Origin of the sequence: Pseudomonas sp. (genome assembly GCF_017744435.1) — a bacterium.
Lineage (GTDB): Bacteria > Pseudomonadota > Gammaproteobacteria > Pseudomonadales > Pseudomonadaceae > Aquipseudomonas.
Genome location: NZ_JAGIBG010000008.1, coordinates 190832 through 206270, shown reverse-complemented (window position 1 = coordinate 206270; position 15439 = coordinate 190832). Strand labels below are relative to the sequence as shown.

The window sequence follows — 15439 nt, the reverse complement described above, 5'->3', positions numbered from 1 at the left end:
CCAAACGCCACCTCCTTAGGCTGAGGACACCGTTTCCCACCCTGTTCAAGGAGCGACGCCCATGCCCTTCTCCCCCCTTCGCCGCCTGCTCGTCGGCGGCCTCCTGGCGACCGTCGCCAGCAGCCTGCTGCCCTGGTCCAGCGCCTTGGCCGAAGACACCAAGACCCTGCGCATCGGTTATCAGAAATTCAACAGCATCAACATCCTCAAAGGCAGCGGCGCGCTGGAAAAAGCCCTGGCACCCCAGGGTGTTAAAGTCAGCTGGCACGAGTTCGCCGCTGGCCCGCAGCTGCTCGAAGCACTGAGCACCGGCGCCATCGACCTGGGCCACGCTGCCGACGCGCCATCGGTGTTCGCCCAGGCCGCCGGCAAGCCGGTGGTCTACCTGGCTGCCGAACAACCCTACCCGCGTGGCATCGGCCTGGTGGTGCGCGAACAGGATCACCTCACTGCGGTGCAGGACCTCAAAGGCAAGCGCGTGGCCACCGGCCGCGGCTGGAACGCCCAGTACCTGCTGGCGGTGGCCCTGGAGCAGGCCGGCCTGAGCTATCAGGACATCACCCCGGCCTATGTCAACAACGCCGCCGATGCCGTCGCCGCCCTGCAATCGGGCAGCGTGCAGGCCGTGACCCTGTGGGACCCGTTCCTCGCGGCGGCCGAAAGCCAGCCGGGCCTGAAGAACCTGCGCGATGGCAGCGGCCTGACCAACAACCGCACCTTCTACCTGTCCACCGCCGCCTTCGCCGACCAGCACCGCGACCTGCTCAAGACCTTCTTCAGCGAGCTGGGCAAGGTCAGCCAGTGGGCCAACGCCAAGCCCGCCGAAGTCGCCGCGCTGCTGGCACCGCAACTGGGCATCAGCGCCAATGTGCTGGAGGTGGCCAGCGAGCGGCGCAACTATAACGCCGTGGCCATCACCCCGCAGATCGTCTCCGAGCAGCAGAAACTGGCCGATACCTTCCAGGGCCTGGGCCTGATCCCGCACAAGTTGCAGGTGGCCGATGCCGTCTACCCGGCTTCTGTATTGCCGTGACAAGGGAGTGAAGGCAATGCCCCGCCACATCCGTTTCAACGCCTTCAGCATGAACGCCGCCAGCCACCAGTCCCCGGGGCTGTGGCGCCACCCGCGCAACACCAGCGTGGCGTTCAACCACCTCGAGTACTGGACCGACCTCGCACGCCTGCTGGAGCGTGGGCTGTTCGATGCGCTGTTCATCGCCGACGTGCTGGGTATCTACGACGTCTACCAGGGTGGCCCGCAAGCCGCCCTGCGCGGTGGCGTGCAGGTGCCGGTCAACGACCCGCTGCTGCTGGTGCCGGCCATGGCCGGGGTCACCGAGCACCTGGGGTTCGGCGTCACCTTTTCGCTGACCTATGAACACCCTTATCCCTTCGCCCGGCGCATGTCCACGCTAGACCACCTGAGCAATGGCCGGGTCGGCTGGAACATCGTCACCGGCTACCTCGACAGCGCCGCGCGCAACCTGGGCCTGGCCCGCCAGCTGGGCCATGACCAGCGTTACGACCTGGCCGAGGAATACCTGGAGGTGCTGTACAAGCTCTGGGAAAAAAGCTGGGAAGACGACGCGGTGCAGCTGGAGCGTGAAACCGGCCGCTATATCGAACCGTCGAAAGTGCATGCCATCCAGCATGCCGGCGAGCATTTCCAGGTGCCCGGCATGCATCTGTGCCAGCCCTCTCCCCAGCGCACCCCGGTGCTGTTCCAGGCCGGCGCCTCGGCGCGTGGCCAACAGTTCGCCGCCCGACATGCCGAGTGCGTGTTCATCAGTGGCCCGACGCCCACCGTGCTGCGCCGCTACGCCGACGGCATCCGCCAGGCCAGCGAGGTGGCCGGGCGCGGCCGTGACGAGGTGCTGATCTATGCCCAGGCGCTGCTGATCGTCGCGCCGACTACGCAAGAGGCCCAGGCGCGCTTTGCCGAATACCGCCGCTACGTAGACCTGGACGCCGCTCTTGCCCTGCTTTCGGGCTGGACCGGCATCGACTTCGCCGGCCTCGCCCCGGATGCCCCCATCGAGTACGTCGAGAACGATGCCGGCCGTGCCGCCCTGGCGGCGTTCACCGCCGCCGACCCCAACCGCCGCTGGACCGTGCGTGAAGCCGCCGAATTCGTCGGCCTGGGTGGGCGTGGCCCGGTACTGGTGGGTTCACCTGACGAGATTGCCGACCAGCTGGAGCACTGGCTCGACCAGACCGGCATCGACGGTTTCAACCTCACCTATGCCGTGCAACCGGACGACCTGGCCAATGTCGTCGACCTGCTGATCCCGGAGCTGCAGCGCCGTGGCCGCTACCCGCTGAACTACACCGACGGCACCTTGCGCCACAAGCTGTTCGGCCACGGCGACCGGCTGCCCGAAGCCCACGCGGGGCGCCAGGTTCACATTCAGTAACTGAATGTCGAGTATTTCAACATTTAATTTGTGGATGACGCGGGCTGCCCCCTATGCTGTCCGCACATCCCCTGCACGCACCGGCCGGTGTGGTCCAAGGCACGGGGAGAGAACAACAAGTCGAGACCGCTCATGTCGAACCACTCCTACTTCGCCCCCCACGGTGGGCACCCAGCTCAGACCGAGCTGCTGACTGACCGTGCCATGTTCACCGAAGCCTATGCCGTCATCCCCAAAGGCGTGATGCGTGACATCGTCACCAGCCACCTGCCGTTCTGGGACAAGATGCGCATGTGGGTCATCGCCCGCCCGCTGACCGGTTTTGCCGAAACCTTCTCGCAGTACATCGTCGAAGTGGCCCCGGAAGGCGGCAGCGAGCGCCCTGAGCTGGACCCGAACGCCGAAGCCGTGGTGTTCATCGTCGAAGGCGAGCTGGACATCACCGTCGAAGGCAAGCACCACACCCTGACCCCAGGCGGCTATGCCTTCCTGGCCCCGGGCGCCGAGTGGAGCCTGCGCAACAACAGCAAGGCCAACGTCACCTTCCACTGGCTGCGCAAGCACTACCAGAAAGTCGAAGGCCTGGCCGTGCCTGAGTCGTTCGTCACCCACCGCGACAACGCCACCGTCATCGAAATGCCGGGCACCGAAGGCCGCTGGGTCACCACCCGCTTCGTCGACATGGCCGACATGCGCCACGACATGCACGTCAACATCGTCACCTTCCAGCCCGGCGGCGTGATTCCGTTCGCTGAAACCCACGTCATGGAACACGGCCTGTATGTGCTGGAAGGCAAGGCGGTGTACCGCCTGAACCAGGACTGGGTCGAAGTGGAAGCCGGCGACTTCATGTGGCTGCGCGCCTTCTGCCCGCAAGCCTGCTACGCCGGCGGCCCAGGCAAGTTCAGCTACCTGCTGTACAAGGACGTGAACCGTCACGTGCACCTGACCCTCAACCCACAGCGTTGAGTTCAGGCTGATGCCCGAAAGCCCGCCTCCTGGCGGGCTTTCTGTTTGCCGCTCATACTGATAAGCCCTGCCCCTAGCGCGGTACTCGCCATGAACCGCTGCCTGATGCTTGCCGTACTGTTTGTGTCCAGCGCCAGCCTGGCGGCTGATGACTGGAAGATCGCCTACGACCGCGAAGGTATCCGCGTGTACCTAGCCGCGGCACCTGATTCGCCCTACCAGCAGTTCCGCGGCGTCAGCACCATGAAAGCCAGCGTGCGCACCCTCACCGACCTTCAGGAAAACCTGCGGGTGGCATGCAAGTGGTTGTATGCCTGCGATCAGATGCGCTTGCTGGACGTGGATGGCGACAGCACCTGGGTCTACCTGACCACCAACCTGCCATGGCCGACCCTGCCGCGCGACATCATTCTCAAGGTCCGTACCGAACGTCTGGATGACGGCACCCTGGTGCGGCATTTGAGCGCCGAACCGAACCGCCTGCCTGAAGAGCCGGGGTTGATCCGCGTACAGCATCTGTCGGGCGAATGGGTCATGAAGCCGCTCGGCGAGCGGGAAACCGAGGTGACCTACCAGTTGCAGGCAGACCCTGCCGGAGACGTGCCGGGCTGGCTGGCCAACCGCTTCGTCGTCGATGCCCCGGTGGTGACGCTGCGCACATTGCGTGCGGTAGCCGAGCGCCAGCCCTGAGCAGCCCTTTCGCCCTGCCGCGTTTTCTGCCACTGTCGGCGCGCGACGCGGACCAGCGTGTCGCGCCTTGCCAGGACGTCCCATGAAAACACAAGAAAACGGCAACACGCACAAGGGCTACCGACGCATCATCCCATCGATGACCGCCCTCCTCGAGTTCGAGGCAGTCGCCCGGCACAGCAGTGTCACCCTGGCGGCCCGCGAGCTGGGCGTGACCCAGGCGGCGGTGAGCAAGCAGATCCGGCAGCTCGAGGAAAACCTTGGGGTTCAACTGTTCCAGCGCCTGCACCGCGGCATCCGCCTGACCAGTGAAGGCCAGGCGATGTTCGCGGTGATGTCCGAGTCATTGCAGAAAGTCGCGGCGATGTTCGACCGTCTCAGTGAAGGCAGCAGCGAACAGGAACTGGTGCTCAGCACCACCGCGACCTTCTCCCAGTTGCGGGTGATGCCACGCCTGAGCAATCTGCGCGCGGCCATGCCTCACGTGCGCTTGCGCCTGGCGACGCAGATGTTTACCGGTGATCTGCGCAATCACGATATCGACCTGCTGGTGCGCTACGGCAATGGCCGCTGGGAAGATGGCACCGCGTTGCAACTGTTCGAGGAAGAGGTTTTCCCGGTGTGTTCGCCAGCCTGGCTGGCACGCCATGCCATGCCGGACTCGCTCGAGGCCCTGTACACCGCCGACCTGCTCGACGCCGATGCCACCACCGAGGGCTGGATGACCTGGCCGACCTGGTTCCGCGCCCTCGGCGGCAACCCACCGAAGCTCGATTACGGGCTGCGCTGCCACCTGTACACCGACACCATCCAGGCCGCATTGCACGGCCATGGCGTGGCGCTGGGCTGGGGGCGCATGCTCGATCACCTGCTGGCCTCGGGCGAGCTGGTGCGCCTGACCGACCTGGTGGTGAAACCGCGCGAAGCGTATTACCTGGTGGTCCCCCATGGCCGCGACACCACGGCCACGGTACTGGGGCTGGTGGAGTGGTTACGCAGCTGAGCGCCCAGGCTTACGCTGTACTTGTGGGAGCCGTGCTTGCCGGGGCCGCTTCGCGGCCCATCGCCGGCAAGCACAGCTCCCACAGGGATCGCGACAACTTCAAGAAAAGGACTACTGAACAACCCCACAAGCCACGCGGGCCCCGCCACCGCCCAGCTTCTCTGGATGGTCACTGTGATTGTCGCCGCCGGCATGCACCATCAGCGCGTGGCCTTTGAAATCCGTAGCTTTCAGACGTGGCGCCAGTACCGGGTAGGTGGCCTTGCCGTCAGCGCCCACATACAGCGCCGGCAGGTCGCCACGGTGGCCACTGTCGTCATAGGGGCCTTTGTGGGCGTTGGTGGCGTCAGGGTCCCAGTGCCCGCCCGCCGCGCCGGCTGGCACCGGCTTGCCGTTTTCTTCTGCCGCTGCGCACGAACCCTTCTGGTGCAGGTGGAAGCCATGTACGCCCGGTGGCAGGTCTTTGAGGTCGGGGGTGAGCACGGTGCCGTACTTGTTCTGTTCGATGCTGATGGTCCCGATCGACTTGCCCGGGCCTTCCGCCTCGGCCAGCTTCAGTTCCACCGTCTGGGCGGCTTGGGCGAGACCGGCCGAGGCCAGCAATGCGGTGAAGAGTACTGCTTTCATTTCGTTTCTCCATGGTTTGGGACTGGCGGGCTTCATACCCACATAACGAGTGGGACTGCGCAGCTTGCCAGGCATTCCATCCAGCCACAGACTGAAACACTTCCCTTGCAACCCGGAGCCCGCTCGCGTGTCCCTAAAAGCCCTGCGCACCCTGGTGACCATCGCCCGCCACGGCACCTTCGCCCGCGCCGCCGACCTGCTCAGCCTCACCCCTTCGGCCGTGAGCCTGCACATCAAGACCCTCGAAGATGAACTCAAGGTCGCGCTGTTCGACCGCAGCCGCCGCCAGGTGGTGCTGACCGAAGCCGGGCAACTGGCAGTGGCGCGGGCCGAGCACATCCTCGGCGCCTACGACGAGCTGGCCGATGCCCTGGCCAGCGGCCCGAGCCTGCGTGGCCGTTTGCGCCTGGGGGCGATCCACACGGTCCTGGCCCGACGCCTGCCCAAGGCCCTGGTGTGGATCAAGGCGCATCACCCAGAACTGCACATCAGCGTGAATTCAGGGATGTCGGCCGAGCTGGCGCGGCGCGTCGAGGATGGCGAGCTGGATGCAGCGATCACCACGGAACCGGTCAGCCCCTACCCGCAGAACCTGATTTTCACGCCGTTGTTCGAAGACCGCTTCTGGGCCATCGCCAGCCCCGAACTGGCTGGCCAGAGCCTGCCGCAGCTGCTGGCAGGCCAACCGTTCCTGCGCTTCGACAAGCGTGCCTGGGCCGGACGGCAGATCGAGCAGGAGCTGCGCCGCCAGCATTTGCAGGTCAGTGAACAGATGGAGCTGGACAGCCAGGAAGCACTGGCGCGCATGGCGGTCATGGGGCTGGGGGTGGCGATCATTCCCATGGCCGATGACGACCTGCAACGCTTGCCGGCGGCCACCTGCCTGCCCTTTGGCGAACCGCAGCTGGTGCGGCGGGTGGTGTTGCTGGAACACGAGAAGAGCCAGCGGCGGCACCTCACCGCCGTGCTGAAGACCGCCATGGACGCGTGAAGGTACAGTTTTTCTCAACAGTCAGTGCAGAAATCAACGTTTTTGCCAACCAGTCAGCCGCGCTAACCTGTGCCCGTACCCGACCACGGAACGACCACCATGCTCCACCTGCTGCTGACTACTCTAGTGCCCATCATCCTGCTGATTGCCTTGGGCACCTTCCTGCGTATCCGCGGCTTTCTCGCCGAGTCGTTCTGGCCGGGCGCCGAACGCCTGAGCTACTACGTGCTGCTGCCCTCGCTGTTCCTGCATGGCCTGGCCACGGCCAATCTCGATGGCGTGCCGGTGCTGGGCATGGTCGGCGTACTGATGCTTTCCACCCTGCTCGGCGCCGTGTTGCTGGTGCTCTACCAAGGCGCGGTAAATCACGATGGTGCTGACTTCACTTCGGTGTTCCAGGGCGGCGTGCGCTTCAACAACTACATCGGCGCCACCCTCGCGGCTGGCATCTACGGCAGCGCCGGGATTGCCCTGGCCGCCGTGGCCAACGCCGCCATCGTGCCCTTGGTCAATCTGCTCTGCGTGCTGGTGTTCGCCCGCTTCAGCGCACGCCACAGTTCACCGGCAACAGTGTTGCGGGCCATCTTCGCCAACCCGCTGATCGTCGGCTGCGCCGGGGGCCTGTTGTTGCGGATCAGCGGCCTGGGGCTGCCGGCAGGCCTGGAACCCACCGTCAAGGCGCTGGGCCAGGCCGCCCTGCCCCTGGGCCTGCTGTGCGTCGGGGCGGCGCTCGGCGGCGCCAGCCTTGGCCAGCAGGTGCGGCCACTGCTGGCGGCATCGGCCTTCAAGTTCGTGGTCATGCCGCTGACCACCTGGGGCCTGTGTCGCCTGCTTGGGCTCAGTGGTCAAGCCGCGGTCGTAGCCGTGCTGTTCCAGGCGCTGCCAACGGCATCCTCGTCCTATGTGATGGCACGGCAAATGGGCGGCAACGCACCATTGATGGCCACCATCATCGCCCTGCAGACCGTGCTGGCTGCCGTGACCTTGCCTTTGATGCTCATGCTTGCGCTGAAGTGAAACCGCTTGGCTAGACTGTGATTCAGCCCACACTTCGGAAACTCGACCATGCGCCTCTCGTGGATGGTGATCTGCTTGACCTCAGCCCTGCTCGCCAGCCCTTTGCATGCCGCCGAAAGTGCCAAAGCCGCCGTGGCCGAAGACAAGGCAGAGAAGCTGGAAAAAAAGGTGGTGGAAGATGCCCCGCCGCCGAAAAAGACGGAAACCATTACCCCGGGCGAAGTGCAGGCGGTGGACCCGGCAGGCCAGGCGCCGATGGATGACAGCATTACCTGCCTGGCCCGCACCATCTACTGGGAAGCCAAGGGCGCCGACGCCGAGGACATGAGCGCGGTGGCCAGCGTGGTGATCAACCGGCTGGGCAAGGACGGGTTCCCGAACACCATCTGCGGGGTGGTCAAGCAAGGTGTGGAGAGCAAAGCCTGCCAGTTTTCCTGGTGGTGTGACGGCCGCCCGGACCAGGTCGAGGAAAAGGATCGTTACGACATCGCCAAGGAAATCGCCCGCAAGGCCTTGAACCAGCAACTCAAGGACAGTACAGGCGGCGCACTGTATTTCCATGACCGCAATGTGCACCCGGACTGGGCCAAGGCCTATCGCAAGACGGCCGAGACCCGGCACTTCCTGTTCTACAAGCCGAACCAGGCGCTGGCGCGGTGACTCACCATCGCACTTTTCTGGCGCTCACCGGTCTACTCCCTCTTTTGCCGCCCGCAAGTCATTGCTGGCGTTTTCTTTGCTTTGCACGAGACTGGGCCAAAAGCCTCGCGCTTGTGTAGGATGAGCAGCGCATACCAAGACGCTGCCAGTCACAGGGAGATCCACATGCGCGTCCTGTCATCCGTTGCCGCCTTGTCGCTGGGCCTGGTCATGTCCACCGGGGCCCTGGCCGTCACCGGCGAAGAGGCGCAACTGATCGATTCGATCAATACCTACCGCAGCCAGGCCCAGCGCTGCGGTGACGAGGTGTCGGTGGAACTGCCGCCGCTCAACAGCGACACGCGCCTGGCACTGTCGCCGGAGGGCACTCGCGACCTGCAGCAGGCCATGAGCCGTGCCGCCTACCCCATGGTCAATGTGCAGGCCATCAGCCTGTCCGGCCCACGCGATGCCCGTGCAGCCATGCATGCCATCGAAGAGAGCTTCTGCCAAGTGGTGCTCGACCCGCAGTTTGTCGATATCGGCGTCAGCCAGGAAGGCCGCGACTGGCGCATCGTGCTTGCCCGGCCCTTGCTCAGTGGGCGCCTGGGTGACTGGCAGGCCGAGGGGCAGAAGGTGCTGCAGGCCATCAATGCCGCACGCAAGGCGCCCCGCCAATGCGGCGGCCAGCCGTTTGCCGCAGCGCCTGCGCTGAACTGGAGCGCGGCGCTGGCGGGCGTGGCAGCCAGCCATACGCGGGCCATGGCCAACCAGAACTTCTTCGACCATATCGACAAGGACGGGCGCACGCCGGGTGACCGGGCGGAACTGGCCGGCTACCTGTACCAGCAGATCGGCGAAGACATCGCCGCCGGGCGCGACACCGCGCAGAAGGTAGTGGATGGATGGCTCGACAGCCCTGGCCACTGCGCCACTTTGATGAACCCGGACTTCCGCGAAATGGGTGCGGCCTATGCGGTAGACCCGAAGAGCGATGCGGGCATCTACTGGACCGGTTTGTTCGGCACGCCGCAATGACCGTTTGAGCTGCGCAGCGCCATTGCTGTGCAGCCAAACCGCCGCCGCATGCACTTGCCCAGGTAGCTGGCATCGCCCAGTCCGACCTCATCGGCGATCTGCGCCAGGCTGTGGCTGGAGTTGAGCAATCGCCAGCGCGCCTGCTGCAGGCGCATTTCCAGCCACCAGGCCTTGGCGCTCATGCCGTGGCTGGCCTGGAACTGGCGGTCCAATTGCCGGCGGCTGATGCCCAGTTCGTCCGCCAGTTGTTCGATCGAACAACGCGCCCCCAGGTGATGGCGCATGAGCGCCAGCGCACGCTGCACCTGGCGCCCCTGCCCGGCGCCGGCCTCCAGTGAGCGCAAGGCATGGCGGCTGTCACGCGATTCGTCCACCAGCATGTCGGCCAGGCCCTTGAGCGCCCGGGCACGCCCGCAGGCGCCCGCCAGCAGTTCCACCGCCAGGTCGAGGGCTGCCGTGCCGCCGGCACAGGTGATACGCGCGCCGTCGACGCAGTACAACTGCTCGCGCAACACCTGCAGATGCGGGAAGGATGCCCGGAACTCCGCTTCATGGCGCCAGTGCACCACGACCTTGTGCCCGTCCAGCAGGCCGCAGGCGGCCAGCAGGAAAGCAGCATTGTCGATGGCGACCAGTTTCACCCCCGCTCTGCCCGCACGCTTGAGCAGGGGCTTGTAGCGCGGCGCCAGCGCAGCCGTGGCTTCGGCATTGCGGCTGCCGAACAGCACCAGGTAGTCGTAGTCATTCCACCGCAACTGCTCGGTAATGGCCTGCACCTGCATCACCGCACCACTGCTCGACGACACGGGCTCGCCGGTGAGGCTGGCCAGGGTCCAGCTGCAGTAGCGCTGCCGGCTGTAATCCTCGTCGTCGGCACTGAAGCGCAGCTTGTCGAGAAACGCACCGAACGGCAGCAAGGCGAAGTCCGGCAGCGGCAGGATCAGCAGGCGAATATCAGGGGTCATTCGAAACAGGTCCAGAAAACACCATTGAATGTCCAGATCATACCCTGCACTTGCCGTGCCGTCTCATAGACTGGCTGCCCGTGAATACCTGAGGCGCCCATCATGGCTCTGGATACCTGGTTCATCTACCTACTGGCGAGCATCGGCCTGTCGCTGACCCCTGGCCCGAACAGTCTGCTCGCGCTGACCCACGGTGCACTGTATGGCGCGCGCCGCACGCTGTTCACCATCGTTGGCGGGGTGTTCGGCTTCAGCGCACTCATTGCCCTGGCGATGTTCGGGCTGACGGCGCTGCTGCAGACCTCGGCCTCGGTGCTGACCGTGCTCAAATGGGTGGGGGGAGCCTATCTGGTGTGGCTGGGCATCCAGCTCTGGCGCAGCCCTGCGCTGCATCTGGAGGTGACCGAACGCGCTGCCCGCCTGAGCAACCAGGGGATGTTCCGCCAAGGCCTGCTGTCTGCTTTCGCCAACCCCAAGGTACTGTTGTTCTACGGTGCCTTCCTGCCGCAGTTCATCGACCCGCAGCGTGGGCTGCTGCTGCAGTTCGTGATCATGGCCGCGACCTTTGCCAGCGTGGAATGCGTGGTCGAATACGTGCTGGCGCGCCTGGCGTTTCGTATCCGGCCCTGGCTGGCCAAGGGCGGCAAAGGGTTCAATCGCTGCTGCGGGAGCCTGTTTGCATTGATTGGCGTGGCTTTGCCGCTGGGCCGGTGATAGCTCAAGCGCGCCGCGTAACCAGCAGGAAGACTATCAAGGCCATGCCCGGCAATGCCGCCCCCACCAGCGCCACACCGTGCCACCCCTGCTGGGCGAATACTGCGCTGGCCACCGCCGAACCCATTGCCCCGCCCAGGAAGATGCTGGTCATATACAGCGCATTCAGCCGCCCGCGGCTGGCCGGGTCCAGGGCATAGACTTCACGCTGGCCTATCACCATGTTCATCTGTACCGCAAAATCGAGCAACACCCCGGTCAACCCCAGGCCGATCACGCTGTAGCCGGGCGCCGTCAGCCCCAGCAGCAGCGCCAGCGGCGCCAACACCAGCGCCAGCAACGAACCGGCACGGGCATGGCCGGCGTCGGCCAGGCGGCCGGCCATGGGCGCGGCGATGGCGCCGACCGCGCCGACCAGGGCGAACAAGGCGATCTGGCTTTGGGACAGGCCGTGCTCACTGGCCAGAGCCAGCGGCACCGCGGTCCAGTACAGGCTGAACGCCGCGAACATCAATGCCTGGTACAGCGCGCGTTGGCGCAACACCGGGTATTGGCGCAGCAGGGCAACCAACGACACCATCAGCCCGGCATAAGTGGCCTTGTGCTCAGGCACCCGGCGCGGCAGCGTCAGCGCCAGCAACAGGATGATTGCCAACATCAGGCCAGTAGCCCCCATGAACACCGTGCGCCAGCCGAAGTGGTCGGCGACCAGGCTAGACAGCGGCCGCGCCAGCAGAATGCCCAGCAGCAGGCCGCCCATGATGTTGCCGACCACCCGCCCGCGCGCTTGCTCAGGCGCAAGGTGCGCGGCCAACGGGATGAGCATCTGCACAGCCACCGAACTGAAGCCGATCAGCAAGGCATAGACCAGGAACAGTTGCCCCTGGCCGCTGCTGCTGGTCCCCGCCAGCAACAGGCTGACACAGGCCAGCACGGCGGTGACGATCATCAATCGACGGTTTTCCACCAGGTCCGCCAGCGGCACCAGCAACAGCAGGCCCAGTGCGTAGCCCAGCTGGGTCAGCGACACGATCAGGCTGGCGCGTTCGGTGGACAGGCCCAGGTCCGGGGCGATCAGCCCGACGATGGGCTGCGCGTAATAGATGTTGGCGATGATCGCGCCACAACAGAACGCCAGCAGCGCGACCAGGGCACGGCTCAGGCCGGCCTGGGCTGGCGGTGCTGCAGCAAGGGAGGAATTCATGCGAGGTACCTCGGCATCGGGTTGGAATATGCCAGGCACCTTACCGAGCGCTTGCCAGCGAGAGAATCCGGCTCCGGCGCAACGGGGCTTTGCGCCAGGCGCAACGGCAGCGATCAGGGTTTGAGCAGGCCTTCGCAAAAGCCGATGAACGCGTTGACCCGCCGAGAGCCGCGATGGTTGGGCAAATACAAGGCATTGATGCTGTCGTTGGTGGTGCCGGGGCTCACCTGCCAGTCCGAAAATATCCGCTGCAGGCGCCCGGCCGCCACATCCTCGCGCACTAGCCAGTCAGCCAGTAAGGCAATACCGCTGCCGGCCAGTGCCGCTTCACGCAACAGGTCGGCGTTGGCGCTGCGCAACGGCCCGCTCACGTCCAGCTCCAGTGCCTCATCGGCCCGCTGCAGGCGCCAGGCGCGCGCCTTCTGCCCGTAGCGAAAAAGCAGGCAGGCGTGCTGCAGCAACTGCTCGGGATGCAGCAGCGCGTCGCGCCTGGCCAGGTAATCGGGGCTTGCCACCAGCCAGCGCTGGAAGCGGCCGAGTGGCCGGCACACCAGTTCGTCGTGCGGTGATGGGTCGCCGAGGCGAATGGACAGGTCGTAGCGGCCGTCGAGCAGGTCATCGAGCCGGTCGCTCATGTCGATGTCCAGCTCCAGCGACGGGTGGCGGGCCAGGAATGGCCCAAGGTGCGGTGCGATCACGCGGCGGCCGAACTCCACAGGCAGGCACAGGCGCAGCACGCCGACCGGCTCATCGCCACGGTCGGCGACGCTCGCGTCGGCCTCGTCCAACGCGTCGAAGATTTCCCTGGCCCGGGCGTAGTAACGTGCGCCCGCCTCGGTCAGGCTGACCTGGCGCGTGGAGCGGTTGAGCAAGGTCGTGCCGAGCTCCGACTCCAGCCCATCGACCAGGCGCGTCACCGACGAGGTAGCAACGCCAAGCCTGCGCGCTGCCGCAGAAAAGCCCTGGGCGTCGACTGTGGTGGTGAACATCCTCATCGCCAGGAGCTTGTCCATGGATACCCCGATTCTCAAATCTCGGAACAGTCCTACAAACCACGAAGCGGGTCAAGAAGCGCACAACAGAGCGATCAGGTCCATAGTGGAAGCACCTCCATCCGTGCGAGAACTGCCCATGACCCTCACCAGCCTGCTCAATGCCCTGCCCCATTGCGACCCTGCCGGTGCCGAACGGGTCGATGAACTGCTGCAGCGCCCTGGCCTGCGCATCGAACGCATCGTTTCCTGCGGCCAGGCCAGCCCGCCGGGCTACTGGTACGACCAGGCCGAAGGCGAATGGATCATGCTGTTGACCGGCAGCGCCGGGCTGCGCCTTGAGCATGAGGACTACACCCGCTTGTTGGTGCCTGGCGACTGTCTGGACATTCCGGCGCATTGCCGGCATCGCGTGGAATGGACTGCCCTGGGGCAGCCGACCATATGGCTAGCCGTGTTCTACGACCGCAATGCGCCATGGCCCACATCCTGACATGCTGGTTTTTCTTCACACCAGCCAGCTGCAGCACATACAGGTACCTGCTATTTCTGCCAGTTGTCGGTCCCGACTCGCGCCTCAATACTTTGCCTGCTTGCCAAAAGGTCGCTAGATACAGGCAAAAACGTCCATCTACGCCGATTGCGCATGCCTTAACAGGCTTCGAGTCGGCAATGATTCAACTGCATGACACAAGCCACAAGCCATGGATTAACCGGGACCTTGTACATGCGCATCGCAACATTACTCGCTCTTATGTTCCTGTCATCGGGATGCATCCCCAAGCCCCCCGGGAATGACCGCAGCGCCAAGCCTACCCAACCGGCACAAGTAAGCATCAGCCAGCTGCCCGGCCAGCCATTGCAGCTACCCGGGCAGTTGGCGACCAAAGGGCCTGCCTCAGCCCGTCAGCTGAAGGACTGGTACGACGCCACGCCAGCACAGTGTGGTGGCCCAGACAAACCTGCACACTTGTGCAGTGGCATCATGTTGCGGGCCACCGATAGCAACCCGGCTTTTCTACCCTGGGATCCCAGCCCCGGTGCGATTACGCTGGGTGGGGTTTCATTTTCCTGGTTGCGCAGTGATCAAACTTTCACCTCCACCTGGGAAGACTGGAACGGCTTCATCCTGTATCCCAACCAGGCCATTCCTGAAGGCAAGATCAAAGACATCAAGGTTCTCTGCAGCTTCCCGACCAATGCCCTGACCTGGAAACGACCTACGCTGCAAGGCTGTGGTCCGCTCACAGGTGTTGTCGATACCGATACCTGTCAGAATCTCGGCATCAACGATGCCCCAACCTGGCTGGACAAGTATAAGCAGGTCCCGATGGAAAACATCTGTGGTTGGGACGTGCGAGACGGTGCAGGCCCGACGGCGTCCTGGTTCAAGGCATCGATTGATGCTCACCAAGGCCGTACCGGTTCGGCCCGTGAAGTGTTCAACGAATTGATGCTTTCAACGTGGGAAACCGGCAAGGGCGCTACGCTGCCTATCCACTCCTTTTTCTATCCGACCAGAAACCTTCAGTCCCGGGCCAAAGCCAGATATGACCAGGCCCGCTACTACGAGCAATACGGGCAAGTACTGCCGTTGATACGCCTGGCGCTGCCCCGCACTCCGGACTCAACCACCGTGATCAGCTATCTGGAGGGTGATCAGGCAATCGGCCCGGGCGTTACCCATTACAGCGTGGACTTCGAAGACCTGCCAACCGGGCAGCCTCTTGATGTGGTCTCTGGCGGGCTTGGTTTTGCTACCGCCCTGTCTAAGTACGTCGAAATCAGCAACGTCAGACATGACACTCCGCTCGTTGCTGGCAATTACCTAATCGTCAATCTTGCCGTGGACATCCCTGTGGATGCCATCGAAGGCTCGAGCGGCAAACGCAAGGTGGCGTTCTCCTGGGGATGCGATGCGACATGCGCTGTAGTCGACCTGAACACCGGGCATGAGACCCGGCTGCTTGAAGACGATGACACCGGCCCACTGCGCTTCGGCCGCGTGGAGGTCGAGGTCGATGCGCCTAGCATCCTCAGGGTCCAAGGAGGCTGGGGAGATCAGATCATCATTGACAACCTGGCAATCGACTGAGCCTGCAACCGGCATGGCACTTGGACTTGACAATGCCAGCTGTGCTGGCAAGTCCTAATGCCAAGCCCGCTTCCTGAGACA

The 15439-nt window shown here is 64.6% G+C and carries 16 protein-coding genes; 12 read left to right on the top strand and 4 right to left on the bottom strand.

The annotated features are described in order from the left end of the window. Positions 1-61 precede the first annotated feature (61 nt). The 5 genes from J7573_RS08435 to J7573_RS08415 all read left to right on the top strand — a co-directional run bounded on the left by J7573_RS08435 (position 62) and on the right by J7573_RS08415 (position 5076). Positions 62-1033, top strand: coding sequence for an aliphatic sulfonate ABC transporter substrate-binding protein (locus J7573_RS08435; RefSeq protein ID WP_294332438.1), 972 nt, complete (start codon positions 62-64; stop codon positions 1031-1033). 16 nt (positions 1034-1049) lie between these two features. Further along, positions 1050-2414, top strand: coding sequence for an LLM class flavin-dependent oxidoreductase (locus J7573_RS08430; protein ID WP_294332436.1), 1365 nt, complete (start codon positions 1050-1052; stop codon positions 2412-2414). A 132-nt stretch (positions 2415-2546) separates the two neighbouring features. Beyond that, positions 2547-3383 (top strand): bifunctional allantoicase/(S)-ureidoglycine aminohydrolase, encoded by an 837-nt coding sequence (locus J7573_RS08425; protein WP_027918838.1) that lies wholly within the window; start codon positions 2547-2549, stop codon positions 3381-3383. A gap of 90 nt (positions 3384-3473) precedes the next feature. After that, positions 3474-4073, top strand: a complete 600-nt coding sequence (locus J7573_RS08420; RefSeq protein WP_294332430.1) for an START domain-containing protein — start codon at positions 3474-3476, stop codon at positions 4071-4073. 82 nt (positions 4074-4155) lie between these two features. Continuing rightward, positions 4156-5076 (top strand): LysR substrate-binding domain-containing protein, encoded by a 921-nt coding sequence (locus tag J7573_RS08415; RefSeq protein WP_294332427.1) that lies wholly within the window; start codon positions 4156-4158, stop codon positions 5074-5076. Between the two features lie 111 nt (positions 5077-5187). Here J7573_RS08415 and sodC read toward each other — a convergent pair whose 3' ends face one another. After that, positions 5188-5703 carry a superoxide dismutase [Cu-Zn] SodC gene (gene sodC / locus J7573_RS08410; protein ID WP_294332424.1) on the bottom strand — a complete coding sequence of 172 codons (516 nt, stop codon included), beginning with the start codon at positions 5701-5703 and terminating at the stop codon, positions 5188-5190. Positions 5704-5830: 127 nt separating this feature from the next. On the opposite strand from sodC, the gene J7573_RS08405 reads away from it, so the two are divergent. The 4 genes from J7573_RS08405 to J7573_RS08390 all read left to right on the top strand — a co-directional run bounded on the left by J7573_RS08405 (position 5831) and on the right by J7573_RS08390 (position 9388). Then, positions 5831-6694, top strand: a complete 864-nt coding sequence (locus tag J7573_RS08405) for a LysR family transcriptional regulator (protein WP_294332421.1) — start codon at positions 5831-5833, stop codon at positions 6692-6694. Between the two features lie 99 nt (positions 6695-6793). Beyond that, positions 6794-7711 (top strand): AEC family transporter, encoded by a 918-nt coding sequence (locus J7573_RS08400; protein WP_294332418.1) that lies wholly within the window; start codon positions 6794-6796, stop codon positions 7709-7711. A 48-nt stretch (positions 7712-7759) separates the two neighbouring features. Beyond that, entirely contained in the window at positions 7760-8371 is a 612-nt protein-coding gene (locus tag J7573_RS08395) for a cell wall hydrolase (protein WP_294332416.1), read from the top strand. A 165-nt stretch (positions 8372-8536) separates the two neighbouring features. Further along, positions 8537-9388: a CAP domain-containing protein gene (locus J7573_RS08390; RefSeq protein ID WP_294332412.1), complete on the top strand. Its 852-nt coding sequence runs from the start codon at positions 8537-8539 to the stop codon at positions 9386-9388. Here the strand turns inward: J7573_RS08390 and J7573_RS08385 are convergent. Then, on the bottom strand, positions 9355-10353 hold the full coding sequence (locus tag J7573_RS08385) for a helix-turn-helix domain-containing protein (RefSeq protein ID WP_294332409.1): 999 nt from the start codon (positions 10351-10353) through the stop codon (positions 9355-9357). The two genes, J7573_RS08390 and J7573_RS08385, sit on opposite strands and share 34 nt — an antisense overlap. Positions 10354-10455: 102 nt before the next feature. Between J7573_RS08385 and J7573_RS08380 the strand changes: the two genes are divergently transcribed. After that, the gene (locus tag J7573_RS08380) at positions 10456-11067 is read left to right on the top strand and encodes a LysE family transporter (protein ID WP_294332407.1); all 612 of its coding nucleotides are present in this window, start codon (positions 10456-10458) and stop codon (positions 11065-11067) included. Positions 11068-11071: 4 nt separating this feature from the next. On the opposite strand, the gene J7573_RS08375 is transcribed toward J7573_RS08380, so the two are convergent. Both J7573_RS08375 and J7573_RS08370 read right to left on the bottom strand, forming a co-directional pair. Beyond that, positions 11072-12271, bottom strand: coding sequence for an MFS transporter (locus tag J7573_RS08375; RefSeq protein ID WP_294332404.1), 1200 nt, complete (start codon positions 12269-12271; stop codon positions 11072-11074). A 113-nt stretch (positions 12272-12384) separates the two neighbouring features. Continuing rightward, complete coding sequence (locus tag J7573_RS08370) at positions 12385-13284, bottom strand: LysR family transcriptional regulator (protein WP_294332401.1); 900 nt, start codon at positions 13282-13284, stop codon at positions 12385-12387. Positions 13285-13402: 118 nt separating this feature from the next. Between J7573_RS08370 and J7573_RS08365 the strand changes: the two genes are divergently transcribed. Continuing rightward, a complete protein-coding gene (locus tag J7573_RS08365; protein WP_294332397.1) occupies positions 13403-13756 on the top strand; it encodes a cupin in 354 nt (117 codons plus the stop codon). A gap of 234 nt (positions 13757-13990) precedes the next feature. After that, positions 13991-15358 (top strand): hypothetical protein, encoded by a 1368-nt coding sequence (locus J7573_RS08360; protein WP_294332394.1) that lies wholly within the window; start codon positions 13991-13993, stop codon positions 15356-15358. Positions 15359-15439 lie beyond the last annotated feature (81 nt).

Excerpts from the sequence above, each read along its gene's own strand:
- J7573_RS08365 (WP_294332397.1), top strand. The coding sequence starts at position 13,403 with ATGACCCTCACCAGCCTGCTCAATGCCCTGCCCCATTGCGACCCTGCC.
- J7573_RS08395 (WP_294332416.1), top strand. The coding sequence starts at position 7,760 with ATGCGCCTCTCGTGGATGGTGATCTGCTTGACCTCAGCCCTGCTCGCC.
- J7573_RS08420 (WP_294332430.1), top strand. The coding sequence starts at position 3,474 with ATGAACCGCTGCCTGATGCTTGCCGTACTGTTTGTGTCCAGCGCCAGC.
- J7573_RS08430 (WP_294332436.1), top strand. The coding sequence starts at position 1,050 with ATGCCCCGCCACATCCGTTTCAACGCCTTCAGCATGAACGCCGCCAGC.
- J7573_RS08425 (WP_027918838.1), top strand. The coding sequence starts at position 2,547 with ATGTCGAACCACTCCTACTTCGCCCCCCACGGTGGGCACCCAGCTCAG.
- J7573_RS08385 (WP_294332409.1), bottom strand. The coding sequence starts at position 10,353 with ATGACCCCTGATATTCGCCTGCTGATCCTGCCGCTGCCGGACTTCGCC.
- J7573_RS08400 (WP_294332418.1), top strand. The coding sequence starts at position 6,794 with ATGCTCCACCTGCTGCTGACTACTCTAGTGCCCATCATCCTGCTGATT.
- J7573_RS08375 (WP_294332404.1), bottom strand. The coding sequence starts at position 12,271 with ATGAATTCCTCCCTTGCTGCAGCACCGCCAGCCCAGGCCGGCCTGAGC.
- J7573_RS08380 (WP_294332407.1), top strand. The coding sequence starts at position 10,456 with ATGGCTCTGGATACCTGGTTCATCTACCTACTGGCGAGCATCGGCCTG.
- sodC (WP_294332424.1), bottom strand. The coding sequence starts at position 5,703 with ATGAAAGCAGTACTCTTCACCGCATTGCTGGCCTCGGCCGGTCTCGCC.
- J7573_RS08435 (WP_294332438.1), top strand. The coding sequence starts at position 62 with ATGCCCTTCTCCCCCCTTCGCCGCCTGCTCGTCGGCGGCCTCCTGGCG.
- J7573_RS08415 (WP_294332427.1), top strand. The coding sequence starts at position 4,156 with ATGAAAACACAAGAAAACGGCAACACGCACAAGGGCTACCGACGCATC.
- J7573_RS08390 (WP_294332412.1), top strand. The coding sequence starts at position 8,537 with ATGCGCGTCCTGTCATCCGTTGCCGCCTTGTCGCTGGGCCTGGTCATG.
- J7573_RS08370 (WP_294332401.1), bottom strand. The coding sequence starts at position 13,284 with ATGGACAAGCTCCTGGCGATGAGGATGTTCACCACCACAGTCGACGCC.
- J7573_RS08360 (WP_294332394.1), top strand. The coding sequence starts at position 13,991 with ATGCGCATCGCAACATTACTCGCTCTTATGTTCCTGTCATCGGGATGC.